The sequence below is a fragment of the Saccharospirillum sp. genome (assembly GCF_039982735.1).
GTDB lineage: Bacteria > Pseudomonadota > Gammaproteobacteria > Pseudomonadales > Natronospirillaceae > Saccharospirillum.
Genome location: NZ_JBDWXV010000011.1, coordinates 302,165 through 315,013, shown reverse-complemented (window position 1 = coordinate 315,013; position 12,849 = coordinate 302,165). Strand labels below are relative to the sequence as shown.

Below are 12,849 nucleotides of genomic sequence, written 5' to 3'. Positions count from 1 at the left end.
ACTGAAAAAGGAATCACCCATGAAATACCTCACCTGGTTGGGGCTTGCGATCGTAAGCCTGATTGGAACGGCTCAGGCCTGTGAACTGGACCGGAATGTGCGTCTGGCGGGCATGAGCTGGATGTCGAACCTGATGATGGTCGAAATCGAAAAAGCCATACTTGAAGACGGTTACGGGTGCGACGTTGTAGTTGAATCCGGCGACACAGTGCCGATGATCGCCGCTGTTGTGCGTGGCGATGTCGATCTGTACAACGAATTATGGATCGATTCCGCGCCTGAAAACTGGGTCAGCGCCAACGAAGCTGGCGATGTCATCTCTCTGGGTGATGTGTATTCTGGCGGCGTCGAAAGCTGGTGGATTCCCCGTTATGTCGCTGACCAAAACCCGGGCCTCACATCGGTTTATGATCTGCCTGACTACAAAGAACTGTTCGAAGACCGCGAAGAACCGGGCATGGGCCGAATCTACAACTGCCCAGAAGGCTGGGTCTGCGGTGCCATCAATAATAACCTGCTGCAAGCCTTTGGCCTTGAAGACGACTACATCATGTTTTCGCCGGGCAGTGGCGCTGCGCTGGACGCTGCCATCGCCTCGTCCTACGCTCGCCAGCGGCCGTTTGTCACCTACTACTGGTCACCAACGGCAGTGCTGGGCAAGTACGACATGGTCGAACTCGAGATGCCCGCCTACGATCCTGAAGGTCACCGTTGCAACATGGACCCTGAATGCCTGTCACCGGTAGCGAGTGCGTTTCCAAAGGCCAGCATTCAGAAAACCATTCCAACCGCCCTGCAGGAAGACGCCCCTGAAATAGCCGCCTTTTTTGCTGAAATCAACATCCCGACCAATGAGGTGAACAGCCTGCTAGCCTGGGCCGATGAACAGGGTGCCGAGCCCGACCAGGTTGCCGAGCACTTCCTGGCCAACTACGAATCACTCTGGACACAATGGGTACCGGCCGACGTGGCTGAAAAAGTAAAAGCGGCCCGCTAATCGCCTACCACCGGGCGGCTGTGTACAACAGCCGCTCACTTCCCTGCCCGCCGTAACCAAAGGACGCATGAGTGGCCTTCCCCGAGATTCTTGATGCACGTTCCCTGCGCCAGGGTATCGATGGTTTTGTTAATCAGTTGGTGATTGACTATGCCGATTCACTGGAACGACTGAGTCAGCCGTTGCTGACGTTTCTGGTATCTGTCGAACAACTGTTGCGCAATTCACCCTGGTATCTGGTCATTGCCGTCCTGGCGGTCATCGCCTGGTTTGGCAGTCGTCGCTGGACTCTGGTGGTCGGCGTGACACTGCTGATGCTGTTTATTGGCGTCATCGGGCAATGGGACCGAGGCATGCAAACGCTGGCGCTGATGATCGTTGCCCTAATTATGTGTCTGATTGTCGGCATACCGGTCGGTGTGCTGATGTCGTTGTCGGAACGGTTTCGCAAAGTAGCGCTGCCCATTCTCGATGTCATGCAGACCATGCCCAGTTTTGTCTACCTGATTCCGGTGGTCATGCTGTTTGGCCTGGGCAAGGTACCCGCTCTGATCGCCACCATTGTCTACGCCGTTCCACCGCTGATTCGCCTCACCGATCTTGGCATTCGCCTGGTGGATCATTCGGTCATGGAAGCGGCAACGGCGTTTGGTGCAACCCGGCGCCAGAAGCTGCTCGGCGTACAATTGCCGCTGGCCTTGCCCAACATCATGGCGGGTATTAACCAGACGACGATGATGGCTTTGTCGATGGTGGTCGTTGCCTCAATGATCGGTGCACGCGGACTCGGGCAGGAAGTGCTGGCCGGCATAAACCGGCTTGAGGTCGGTCGTGGCTTACTGGCGGGGCTGGCCATTGTAGCACTGGCCATTCTGTTCGACCGGGTCACCCAGGCTTATGGCAAACGCTTGCAATACCCGAAGCAGGGAGACAAATAATGGCCAAGATCGACATATCGGGGATCTACAAAATATTCGGCCCGAACCCAAAACGTCATCTTCAGGCGGTGAAAAAAGGGCTGTCGAAAGACGATCTGTTGGCCGACTCCGGTCACACCCTGGGCTTGCAGGATGTCAATCTGTCTATCGAAGAAGGTGAACTCTTTGTCATCATGGGCTTGTCCGGTTCCGGCAAGTCGACTCTGATCCGCCACATCAACCGGTTGATAGACCCAACCTCAGGCAGCATTCGCATCGACGGTGAGAACGTGCTGAATCTGCGCCAGGATGAACTCATTCAACTGCGCCGGCACAAGATGTCGATGGTGTTTCAGCGCTTTGCCCTCTTCCCACACAAAACGGTGCTCGACAACGTTGCCTATGGCTTGACGGTACAGGGCATCGATAAAAAAAATGCACGCGTCATCGCGACAGACTGGCTCGAGCAAGTGGGTTTACAGGGCTTTGGTGATCAGCACCCTCATGAGCTGTCGGGCGGCATGCAACAACGTGTCGGCCTGGCCCGGGCATTGGCCACCAACCCGGATATACTGCTGATGGACGAAGCTTTTTCAGCCCTCGACCCGCTGATCCGAAAAGAAATGCAGGACCTGCTGATGAAACTTCAGCAACAGCTGCATAAAACCATCGTCTTTATCACTCACGATCTCGACGAAGCCCTGCGTCTGGGCAACCGAATTGCCATCCTCAAGGACGGCGCCCTGGTACAACAAGGTGACCCTCAGGACATTCTGCTGTCTCCGCAAACTGACTATGTCGCCGACTTTGTCAAAGACGTGAATCGGGGCAAGGTACTGAAAGCGCATCACGTACTGGCCAAACCGGTGTCTACGCTGAGCACCAGTACAACCGTCGCCAAAGCCAGAGACTGGATGATGCGCCACGGATTCGACTACGCCACCGTATTGGAGGGCAACTACCTGAAAGGCATCGTCACGCTGAGCAATTTGCAAGCGGCAACGCAGGAAACCCTGAGGGAAAGCGTGTCACCGGTATCCAGCGTTCTCGAATCGGCCGATCTTGAAAGTTTGATGCCCCGGATGATTCGCGACACCGCGCCCATTGCAGTGACCACAGACACCGGCGAGTTCGTTGGCTGGGTGTCTCGCAGCAAGGTGATCCGACTGATTAGCCCGGCGCAAGCGGTCGACCGTGAAGCATCGCTGACTGAACCGGTTGAGTAAGCTGAATCACTCTTCCAGCCATTTGTACATGACGAACGAATCGATGTAGCCATGCTCCGGGTGCTTGAAGGCCCGGGGCAGAATACCCACTTTGCGAAAACCCAGTTTTTCCCAAAGGGTGACCGCCACCCGGTTTGTGGACACCACTGAATTGAATTGCATCGCCTTGTACCCAAGCTCACGCGCCCGTTGCTGCGAATGCTCGCACATCATTCGGGCCAGGCCCTGGCCGCGCGCCGTCAGACTGACCATATAGCCACAGTTGCAGACATGAGCACCTGGCCCGGTGGCGTTGGCTTTCAGGTAGTAAATCGCCTTGATCTTGCCTTCCTGTTCAACCACCCAGGATTCATCGGGATACTCGAGCCAGTCACGCAGGCCTTGCTCCAGCGGCAGACCAGGGTCCAGTGAATAGGTTTCACGGCGTTGCAGTATCTTGGTAAACACTGGCCAGAACGCTTTGAAATCCGCTTCCTGCATGGGTCTGATTACACTCACGGCCAGGCCTCCAAGTTAACTGCTTTGTGAATCGAGCTGGGTGCGCCATAGGCTCGCATAAACGCCGTCGGCCGCCAAGAGTTTCGCATGGGTACCGCTTTCAACCACCTGGCCACCCTGCATCACCACGATGACATCGGCGTCGATGACCGTCGACAGACGGTGTGCAATAACGATGCTGGTGCGATTGCGGGATACCTCATTCATGGCCGTCAGAATCGCCTGTTCGGCGTGTGAATCAAGCGCTGACGTGGCTTCATCGAACACCAGAATGGGCGGGTCTTTCAGCAGCACCCGGGCAATGGCAATTCGCTGCTTCTCGCCGCCGGATACTTTCAGCCCACGCTCACCGACCTGTGTATGCTCCCGCTCTGGCAGACTGCTGATGAAATTTTCCAGGTGCGCCATGCGAATGGCTCGCCAAACGGCGTCGTCCGGCGCATCGGGGTTGCCATAGCGTACGTTGTTAAACAGGGAGTCGTTGAACAGCACCGTATCTTGTGGAACCACGCCTATGGCCTGGCGCAAACTGAGTTGCGTGACCGAGCGAATCGACTGACCATCGATGCGGATATCACCGGCCAGCGGATCGTAGAAACGAAACAGCAGTCGACCGACGGTGGATTTACCGGCGCCGCTATTGCCCACCAGGGCTACTTTCTGTCCGGCTTCAATGGTCAGACTGAAGTGATGCAAAATAGTGCGATCGGTATGGTAGCCGAAGTCGACCCGGTCAAACTCAATACGGCCTTCGGGCACGGCAAGTTCGGCAGCACCTTCGGGGTCGGTAATGGCCGCCGGTCGTCTGAGCAAACCAAAGAGCTTTTCAATATCGGTCAGAGCCCGTCGAATTTCCCGGTATACGAAGCCCAGAAAGTTCAGGGGGATAAACAGCTGAATCACATAGGCGTTCACCATCACCAGGTCGCCGAGGGTGATCGCACCGCTGACGACATCCCGGGCGGCCAGCCACATCATCAGCGTTAATGAGGCCGAAACGATCAGTGCCTGGCCAGTGTTGAGCATCAGCAGGGACATCCGGTTTTTCAGCCGGGCGCCTTCCCATTGCTCGAGGTTTCGGTCGTAGTGTTTTGCTTCCCAGGCTTCATTGCCAAAGTATTTAACCGTTTCGTAGTTCAACAACGAATCGATGGCGCGGGTGTTGGTCTGGCTGTCGAGCGTATTTGCCTCGCGCACGAAGCGGTTGCGCCACTCGGTTATAACCACGGTGAACAGCACAAAAACCACCACGGCAAACAGCGTAATCAGCGCAAACCAGACATTGAAGTTGATGATCAGAATGGCCGCGACCATCGACAGTTCCAGAACCGTCGGCACAATATTGAATACCAGAAACCGCAACAAAAAATGAATACTGCTGGTACCGCGTTCAATGTCGCGACTCAGCCCGCCGGTCTGGCGGCTCAGATGGTAATCGAGTTCCAGTTGATGCAAATGTTCAAACACTTCCAGCGATGCCAGCCGCATGGCGCGCTCGGTCACGCGCGAAAAAATAGCATCGCGCAGCTCGCCAAACGCCACCGAAGTGAAGCGGAAAAAACCATAGGCGAACAAAAACGCCAGCGGCACGGCAACCACCTGGGCTTGTTGCGAATCGAGCCCGTCAACGATGTGCTTCAGTGCCCAGGGCATGGCGACTGCCACCCCTTTGGCGGCTACCAGAAACAGCAGAGCGATGGCAACACGCCCGCGGTAGGCCCATAAATAAGGCCATAGTGATCGGGAGATGAACCCGAGATCGAGATCGGAAACCGTCTTGGCCGCTGATTCCGACGATCGATTTTGTGCGTTACCGGGCCCCATTTAATCGGTTTCCTGTCCTGTCGATACGTTGGATTGCAGGCTATACCAGCCAAGCTGGCGAAGCAGATCAGTCCAATCGCTATTCAGTCCGGCCCGAAGGCACAGGCGCTCGCCCGTTTCCGGGTGCGACAGACTCAATTCCATGGCACGCAGAGCCAGTGTACTGAACACCAGATGCTGCGCCGCCCAGTGATTGTGATGCCGGTCGCCATAGCGTGTATCGCCCAGAATCGGGTGGCGCAACGTTTTGAGATGCCGGCGTATCTGGTGCTTGCGCCCGGTTTGCGGGCGACACTCGAGCAGGCTGAGCCGAGCCTTGGGGTAACGGCTGACGGCCAGGCCGACTTCGGCAATGGCCAGGCGGCGAAATCGCGTCTCTGCTGGCTGAGCGGCCTTGTTTTGCTGTGCTTTGCGGTCCGAAACGGCATCGGGTTCTTCCACCAACGCCCGGTCACACCCAAAGGCTTCGGCGGTGAAACCACGGGCCAGTGCCCAGTAGGTTTTGGTAACCGTGCGGCTGGCAAATTGGTCCGCCAGGTGGCGCGCCACGCCAGCGGTTTTGCCTACCAGTACGATGCCAGAGGTGGGCCGGTCGAGCCGGTGCACGGTATGAACCGGCGCCCCTTGCAGGTAGTGTTTTACCCGGCCTGCCAGCGTGTCGGTGGCGGAACGGTCAATCCAGCTGGGGTGCATCAGCAAGCCCGCGGGTTTGTCGACGGCCAGCAACCAGTTATCTTCATAGAGAATACGCAGTGGCTCAGCCATCTACGTCATCGTCGTCTTCAACCAGTTCGGTGGTAACCGTCTCGCCACACACCCGGCACTGCCCCTCAATGAACAACCGCCCTTTCAGCGTATATTCAACCGGATCCGACATGCCCAAATCCACTTGCTGGCAGTGGTTACACCAGGTGTTTTCCAGAAAAGCACTTTGTTCTTCAGCATCCCGTTCGTAAAAATCGCGGAGCTGGCGTTCATCACTCATCGATCCGACACCCTTTGTTCAGTACAAAGCCGCCAGTATAGGGGATGCCTTGTCCGGTGTCCTGTGCCTCGGGCCTTGTGACCGTTATACTGCGCGCCTTTACTGATGACGGAAACGAACCCGATGCAAATACCGGTTTTTATCGCCTTTGAAGTGACGGATGAAGATCAGGGGTACCCCTATTCGGTTGCCTGGAGCCTGAAAAACGGCCAGTACAAAAGTGTTCTGCTCAAGCCGGAAGACGCCTGGCTCATCGACTGGGACAGCGGGCAGAATGCCGCTGGCGCCCCGCCCCTGCAAGACTTGCTGGATCGCGGCGAAACCGTGCTGGATGTGCTGAAGGAATGGGCGGAAGACCTGAATGACGGCGAGGTCTACTGCGAAGACCCGGCCCTGGTGGAATACTGTCTCGACATGATGTACGACGCCTACGACAAAGAGGTCGCCGCTGAGGTAGTCCCGGTTAGCGAGCTGTTTACCGACATCGACCCTCTGGATCTGGATGATCAGCGCCGCTGGATCATGGATACCGAAGGCCTAATGGCGGTTCAGGCGGAAGACTCGGTACGCACATTCATCCACCTCTATGCACAGGTACATGGCCTCGAACCTGAACCGGCAGACGACGAGTCAGACCATGAAGACGAAGCCCCGCGGGATTCGGAAGAGGACGACGTGCTCTAGGGGGCATCTGAACACCGCCCCGGATTCAGAGCCCGAGCTCGGACTTCACGAAGGGAATGGTTAGCCGGCGCTGCTGGGCCAGCGAACCATGATCCAGCCGTTCGAAGGCATCCACCAGTGCTGTCATCGAGCGCGCCGCACGGTTAATCAGAAAGGCCGCCACATCCGGCTCCATGGTGAGCCCCCGACGCCGCGCCTTCCAGATCAGCCAGTCGGTTTTCTGTTCATCGGTCAGCGGCTGAATGTGAAAGGTTAAACCCCAACTCAGACGCGAGGCCAGATCGGGCAAGGCGACGGTGGGGTTTAGCGGGCTGGTGTGGCTGGTGACCAGCAGTACGCGGCCACTGTCTCGCATCCGGTTGAACAAATGAAACAGCGCCTCTTCCCAGTCGGGCAGACCCGCAATGCTGTCGATGTCATCGAGTGCCAGCACCGCCATTTCATCCAGCCCTTCCAGGGCGTCCGGGCCGTATTGCACACAATCGGCCAACGGCAGATAAAGACTCTCCAACCCCTGCGATTGCAGGTCGTGAACACAGGCCTGCAGCAGGTGGGTGAGGCCGGAGCCGCTCGCACCCCAGAGATAGATCAGGGTTTCATCCAGACGCGCAAGAGCGTGGCGCAAAGCGCCCAGCGTTTGGGCGTTGTCACCGGGCAGATAGTCCTCAAAAACGGCATCTTCCCGAAAGGTGACGCCAAGCGGGAGTTGTTGAATCGCCACTCAGAATCTCCTGGCGGCCGGCAGATTGTTTAGCCCTGCCGGGTCGTTGAAATCAGTCAGCATCACCCCGGGGAAAAGACAAGTCCCGGGAAAAAGACGGGTAATCATTGCCAGCGATACACCAGTTCGCTATCGAGCTGGGCTTCCAGGGTGAGCTCCTCCACCGGCAGAATCCGGCGGTCCAGCGCCAACACGTCGCGTAGCTGGTTGCGGTCACCACTGATCTCAAGATCAAATTGCACCGAGTCAGCCTCAACCTGGCGCAAGGTGATCTGGGAGACCACATTCAAGGATTCGAGATAGCGTTCCACGGCGGCCAGTGTCGACAGTTCACTGACGTTATTCACCCGCAAGGCCAACTGCCCGGCCATTGCCGGATCCCGTAATACAGCGTATTGATCGGCAATTCGGTTCGACAGTTCATCGGCCAGTGTTTGCATCAGTTCCGCTTCAGACTCTCCGGTGACTTGCAAGCGCTCACGGTTGTCGCGCACCAGAAACACCAGGTCGGCCTGAAAGCCGCCACTTTGTCGCGCCACCCGGCCAACCGCAATGGCATCGCTCGGGTATCGCTCCGATGCAGCTTCAATATCGCCCGTAAACAGACCATAGATGTCGGTAAAAGAGACATTAAGGGTATCGGTCAGATCCATGATCGGCAGCAAGACCGGCAGGCCGCGCTCATCGAGCCGGTTGCCCAGCGCCACCGCTAGATCATGGTTGTCACCATCGGTCAAAATACGGTCTCGCCCTTGCAGCCGGTCGCCCAGCCACAATAGCACTTCCGGGCGGCGCGTTCCCCAGACCGGTAACCGCTGGTTCACCAGCCATTGTTCAATGGCCTGCTGGTCAAACTGCATGACCATGCGCTTGGTCGCTACGGATTCACCGAGCACATTAGTCAGCAGGGTATCGCTTGCCTGAAAGCGGAAGGTCGACAGGTAATCGGTTGCGTTGCGCAGCAAAGGCTCTGTACGCCCCTGGCTGGCAATTTCGGCATCACCGGTCGCCCGAATCAATACCCTGCCCAGTGCTTCCCGTACTGCCTGATTCTGATCCCGGTCGGAGGCATTCTGAGCAAGAATGGCTGAATCGGAATAGACATCCACCGTCCGGGCCGCCCAGACAGGCAGTGCCAGCAACAGCAAACAGGCAAGGGAGACAGTTCGAAAAAGCATAAGTCCGGCTTCTATTAGGTGATGATCGACTATTGTGACAGAGCGCGCTGTGAAAATCAGGTCGTGTCGTCGATATTATTGTGCAAAGCGATCGTTATTTCCTGACCGAACAGACAAGCTGATTCCAGGCACAGGGCCTGCTACAATCCGCGCGCCCAAGAGGGCTGTGGCCAGGATCGTCACCCGCTGACGCAACGGTACTGACCAGACCCTTCTTTTATCCGAATTGCCGCAATGGAGCCAGTGATGTCAGACGCGCCCAAACCCCTGAGTTACAAAGACGCCGGTGTTGATATCAACGCTGGCAATGAATTGGTGGAACGCATCAAAGACACCGTTAAACGTACCCGACGCCCCGAAGTCATGGGTGGCCTGGGTGGTTTTGGCGCGCTCTGTCGTATTCCCAGCCACTACAAGAAGCCGGTGCTTGTCTCTGGTACTGACGGGGTTGGCACCAAATTGAAACTGGCCATGGAACTGGGACGTCACGACACCATTGGCATCGATCTGGTCGCCATGTGCGTGAACGACCTGATCGTCTGCGGCGCCGAGCCACTGTTCTTTCTCGATTACTACGCCACCGGCAAACTGTCGGTCGATATCGCCTCTCGGGTGGTGCAAGGCATTGGTGAAGGCTGCCAGCAGGCGAACTGCTCGCTGGTCGGCGGCGAGACCGCAGAAATGCCCGGCATGTACCAGGGTGATGACTATGACCTGGCCGGTTTTTGCACCGGCGTGGTCGAAGAAGACAACATTATTGACGGCACCCGGGTGCGCGTTGGCGACAGCGTGATCGGCCTGCCATCCTCTGGCCCCCATTCCAATGGCTATTCACTGATTCGCAAGGTCATCGAGGTCTCCGGCGCTGACCTGCAACAGCCTATGGGCGAGACCACCCTGGCTGATGCGCTGATGGCCCCCACTCGCATTTACGTAAAATCGGTGTTGCGTCTGCTGGCCAACCAGTCCGTTCATGCTATCTCCCACATCACCGGCGGCGGTTTCTATGAAAACTTGCCTAGAGTGGTTCCCGAGTCACTGGCGATCCGCCTGAATGCCCACAGCTGGACTCAGCCACCGGTTTTCGACTGGCTGAAGCATGCAGGCAATATTGATGCCCACGAAATGTACCGCACCTTCAACTGCGGCATTGGCCTGGTGCTGGTTGTGCCCGCCAGTGAACAGGAAGACATTCTCAGCCAGCTCAAAGCCAGTGGCGAAAGCCCGGTGGTGATGGGTCAGGTTGAGCAACGCACGGGCGACGCTGTCATCATCGACGGGGTTTAACCGTGACTCGCATCGTTGTGCTGATCAGTGGCGGGGGCTCCAATCTGCAATCACTGCTCGATCAGTGCCAGACTGATTCATTGGATGCCGACATCGTCGCGGTGATTTCAAATCGTCCTGACGCCTTTGGTCTGTCAAGGGCACGTCAGGCGGGCGTAAAGGCACTCACGCTCGACCACACCGGCTATGCCGACCGGGCAGCCTTTGACGCTGCCCTGGCTGAGCTGATCGAAGCCCAGCAACCCGACCTGATTGTTCTGGCGGGTTTTATGCGCATACTCACCGACGATTTCGTCAGACGATTTCCAGGGAAGATGATCAACATCCACCCTTCCCTGCTGCCCCGGTACCCTGGCCTGAATACCCACCAGCGTGCGCTCGACGCCGGCGATTCGAAAGCTGGCGCTACCGTGCATTTTGTAACCGCCGAACTCGATGGAGGCCCGCCGATAGCCCAGATTGAAGTGCCTATATCGGACCAGGACGATGCCGACTCGCTGGCCCGAAAAGTACTGGTGCAGGAACACAGACTCTACCCGACGGTCGTTGACTGGTTTGTAAAGGGGCGGCTGCGTCTCGACGCAAACCAGGTGCTACTGGACGACCAACCCCTTTCCAAAAGCGGGCGTCTGCTGGATACTGCGTCGCTATGAAACGATTGCTCATTAGCTCACTCATCTATGCTCTGTCCCTGACGGCCCTGGCCGAGGGTATGCAACCGTTCACGGCCGAAATGGAAGCCATACGGCATGGCGCCATCGACATTAAAGCCCGCGGCACTCTGCAATTGCGAGAAACCGCACCCGATGAATGGCACTACCGCCTGAGTACCGATGGCCGCACCCTGTCACTTCGCGAAGAGAGCTGGCTGACGGTTGTAGACGACCAAATTCGGCCGACGCGCTATGAATTCGAAAGCAAGGTGTTCTGGGTCAAAACCACAAAGTCATTGCGTTTTGATCATGAACGTCAGCGCGTCACCGGCCGTGTGGAAAAGGACCGTATCGACGAACGTTTCGCAGCCCCGATTTATGATGCCATCGGCTACCAGCTGGCGTTGCAACAGGCACTGGCACGCGGTGAAGAATCCATCACGCTGAATGTGCTTCGCCATAAACGACCTGACGACATGTCGTTTCGGGTTATCGGTGAAGAGATGCTGCAACTGCCACAAGGCGAAATTTACACCTGGATCGTTGAACAGACCGAGCCGGTCAGCCGCGATGAACGCAAGCTGATCTGGATCGCGCCTGGGCTGGGCTATACCCCAATGCGCTTTGGGCGCTATGAGGATGGTGACTTGAAAGAGGAAATTCGCGTTCTGTCACTGCAGCTCGATGGCCAGCGGGTTGATTTCAGCCAGCAATAAGGCAATGCTGGCAGCAGACGGTCCAATCGCCCTAAACAGACCGGCACTAACACACCCATAGAACGGCACAGGGAGCTCGCTAACCATGAAAGTCGCCGTATTTAGCAGTAAACCTTACGACATTCGATTCTTCACCCAGGCCACGCAGTCACAGCACCAGTTCACCTTTCTCGAACCCCACCTGAATGCCCAGACGGCAGCGCTCAGCCAGGGGCACGATGCGGTCTGCTGTTTCGTCAACGACAGTGTCGACCGACCAACGCTGGAACACCTGCACAAGCAGGGCATTTCACTGGTGGCGCTGCGATGCGCGGGGTTCAACAATGTGGATTTGCCAGCCGCCGTTGAGCTGGGCATTACCGTTGCCCGGGTGCCCGAATACTCGCCCTTTGCTGTGGCCGAACATGCCGTCGCGCTGATTCTGGGGCTCAACCGGAACTCGCACCGCGCCTACAACCGGGTTCGCGAGAACGACTACAGCCTCCACGGCCTGCTTGGTTTTGATGTGCATGGAAAAACCGTCGGTGTGATCGGTACCGGTAAAATCGGCCAGGCATTTATTCGCATCATGCATGGCTTCGGGTGCCGGGTAATCTGCTACGACCCCTACCCCAGTGAAGCGGCTGTTACCGCCGGTGCCGAATACGTTGAACTGGATGAGCTGTGGGCCCACAGCGACATTATTTCCCTGCACTGTCCGCTGGTTGCCTCCACCCGGCACATCATCAACAAAGACACCCTGGCAAAAATGAAGCATGGCGTCATGGTGATCAACACCAGCCGCGGTGCGCTGATCAACACCAGCGATGTCATCACCTCACTGAAAACCGGTGCTGTAGGTTATCTGGGGCTCGATGTCTACGAAGAAGAAGCAGACCTGTTCTTTGAAGACAATTCAGACGACATTTTGCGGGACGATGTGTTTGCCCGCCTGCTGACCTTTCGCAATGTGCTGATTACCGGCCACCAGGCGTTCTTTACCAAAGAGGCGCTGCAAGCCATCACCGCAGTCACGTTGGCCAACCTGGATGCCTTTGAGCGTTCTGACCTGACCGCACTTCACCAGGTATTGCCGCCAGCCTGAACCCCGGCAAACCTTGAACGGTTATAGAATTCAGAGCCATAAAAAAACCCGCCAATCGGCGGGTTTCTTTTCTAACCAG

The 12,849-nt window shown here is 57.0% G+C and carries 14 protein-coding genes; 8 read left to right on the top strand and 6 right to left on the bottom strand.

Translation table 11 applies throughout. The features are described 5' to 3' along the window. The first annotated feature begins 19 nt into the window (after nucleotides 1–19). The 3 genes from ABJT94_RS09745 to ABJT94_RS09735 all read left to right on the top strand — a co-directional run bounded on the left by ABJT94_RS09745 (nucleotide 20) and on the right by ABJT94_RS09735 (nucleotide 3,140). Entirely contained in the window at nucleotides 20–997 is a 978-nt protein-coding gene (locus tag ABJT94_RS09745; protein WP_348475525.1) for an ABC transporter substrate-binding protein, read from the top strand. Between the two features lie 71 nt (nucleotides 998–1,068). Further along, nucleotides 1,069–1,935: a proline/glycine betaine ABC transporter permease gene (locus tag ABJT94_RS09740; protein ID WP_348475526.1), complete on the top strand. Its 867-nt coding sequence runs from the start codon at nucleotides 1,069–1,071 to the stop codon at nucleotides 1,933–1,935. Beyond that, nucleotides 1,935–3,140 (top strand): glycine betaine/L-proline ABC transporter ATP-binding protein, encoded by a 1,206-nt coding sequence (locus ABJT94_RS09735; RefSeq protein WP_348475527.1) that lies wholly within the window; start codon nucleotides 1,935–1,937, stop codon nucleotides 3,138–3,140. The genes ABJT94_RS09740 and ABJT94_RS09735 overlap by 1 nt, the downstream gene beginning before the upstream one ends. A gap of 6 nt (nucleotides 3,141–3,146) precedes the next feature. Here ABJT94_RS09735 and ABJT94_RS09730 read toward each other — a convergent pair whose 3' ends face one another. Genes ABJT94_RS09730 through ABJT94_RS09715 form a run of 4 tightly spaced genes read right to left on the bottom strand, consistent with a single transcriptional unit; the run spans nucleotide 3,147 to nucleotide 6,447 of the window. Beyond that, nucleotides 3,147–3,638, bottom strand: a complete 492-nt coding sequence (locus tag ABJT94_RS09730; RefSeq protein WP_348475528.1) for an N-acetyltransferase — start codon at nucleotides 3,636–3,638, stop codon at nucleotides 3,147–3,149. Nucleotides 3,639–3,653: 15 nt separating this feature from the next. Next, the gene (locus ABJT94_RS09725) at nucleotides 3,654–5,462 is read right to left on the bottom strand and encodes an ABC transporter ATP-binding protein/permease (protein WP_348475529.1); all 1,809 of its coding nucleotides are present in this window, start codon (nucleotides 5,460–5,462) and stop codon (nucleotides 3,654–3,656) included. Then, the gene (locus ABJT94_RS09720; protein WP_348475530.1) at nucleotides 5,463–6,227 is read right to left on the bottom strand and encodes a pseudouridine synthase; all 765 of its coding nucleotides are present in this window, start codon (nucleotides 6,225–6,227) and stop codon (nucleotides 5,463–5,465) included. Further along, nucleotides 6,220–6,447 (bottom strand): hypothetical protein, encoded by a 228-nt coding sequence (locus ABJT94_RS09715; protein ID WP_348475531.1) that lies wholly within the window; start codon nucleotides 6,445–6,447, stop codon nucleotides 6,220–6,222. Before ABJT94_RS09715 ends, ABJT94_RS09720 begins: the two co-directional genes overlap by 8 nt. A gap of 123 nt (nucleotides 6,448–6,570) precedes the next feature. Between ABJT94_RS09715 and ABJT94_RS09710 the strand changes: the two genes are divergently transcribed. Further along, on the top strand, nucleotides 6,571–7,131 hold the full coding sequence (locus tag ABJT94_RS09710; protein ID WP_348475532.1) for a hypothetical protein: 561 nt from the start codon (nucleotides 6,571–6,573) through the stop codon (nucleotides 7,129–7,131). A gap of 25 nt (nucleotides 7,132–7,156) precedes the next feature. Here the strand turns inward: ABJT94_RS09710 and hda are convergent, their stop codons facing one another. Together hda and ABJT94_RS09700 are read right to left on the bottom strand one after the other, a co-directional pair. After that, the gene (hda, locus tag ABJT94_RS09705) at nucleotides 7,157–7,852 is read right to left on the bottom strand and encodes a DnaA regulatory inactivator Hda (RefSeq protein WP_127555133.1); all 696 of its coding nucleotides are present in this window, start codon (nucleotides 7,850–7,852) and stop codon (nucleotides 7,157–7,159) included. A gap of 104 nt (nucleotides 7,853–7,956) precedes the next feature. Beyond that, nucleotides 7,957–9,030 (bottom strand): DUF2066 domain-containing protein, encoded by a 1,074-nt coding sequence (locus ABJT94_RS09700; RefSeq protein ID WP_348475533.1) that lies wholly within the window; start codon nucleotides 9,028–9,030, stop codon nucleotides 7,957–7,959. Nucleotides 9,031–9,276: 246 nt separating this feature from the next. On the opposite strand from ABJT94_RS09700, the gene purM reads away from it, so the two are divergent. The 4 genes from purM to ABJT94_RS09680 all read left to right on the top strand — a co-directional run bounded on the left by purM (nucleotide 9,277) and on the right by ABJT94_RS09680 (nucleotide 12,770). After that, entirely contained in the window at nucleotides 9,277–10,317 is a 1,041-nt protein-coding gene (purM, locus tag ABJT94_RS09695) for a phosphoribosylformylglycinamidine cyclo-ligase (protein ID WP_348475534.1), read from the top strand. 2 nt (nucleotides 10,318–10,319) lie between these two features. After that, the gene (gene purN / locus ABJT94_RS09690) at nucleotides 10,320–10,970 is read left to right on the top strand and encodes a phosphoribosylglycinamide formyltransferase (RefSeq protein WP_348475535.1); all 651 of its coding nucleotides are present in this window, start codon (nucleotides 10,320–10,322) and stop codon (nucleotides 10,968–10,970) included. Continuing rightward, nucleotides 10,967–11,686, top strand: a complete 720-nt coding sequence (locus ABJT94_RS09685; RefSeq protein ID WP_348475536.1) for a DUF3108 domain-containing protein — start codon at nucleotides 10,967–10,969, stop codon at nucleotides 11,684–11,686. Before purN ends, ABJT94_RS09685 begins: the two co-directional genes overlap by 4 nt. A gap of 85 nt (nucleotides 11,687–11,771) precedes the next feature. Further along, on the top strand, nucleotides 11,772–12,770 hold the full coding sequence (locus ABJT94_RS09680; RefSeq protein WP_348475537.1) for a 2-hydroxyacid dehydrogenase: 999 nt from the start codon (nucleotides 11,772–11,774) through the stop codon (nucleotides 12,768–12,770). Nucleotides 12,771–12,849 lie beyond the last annotated feature (79 nt).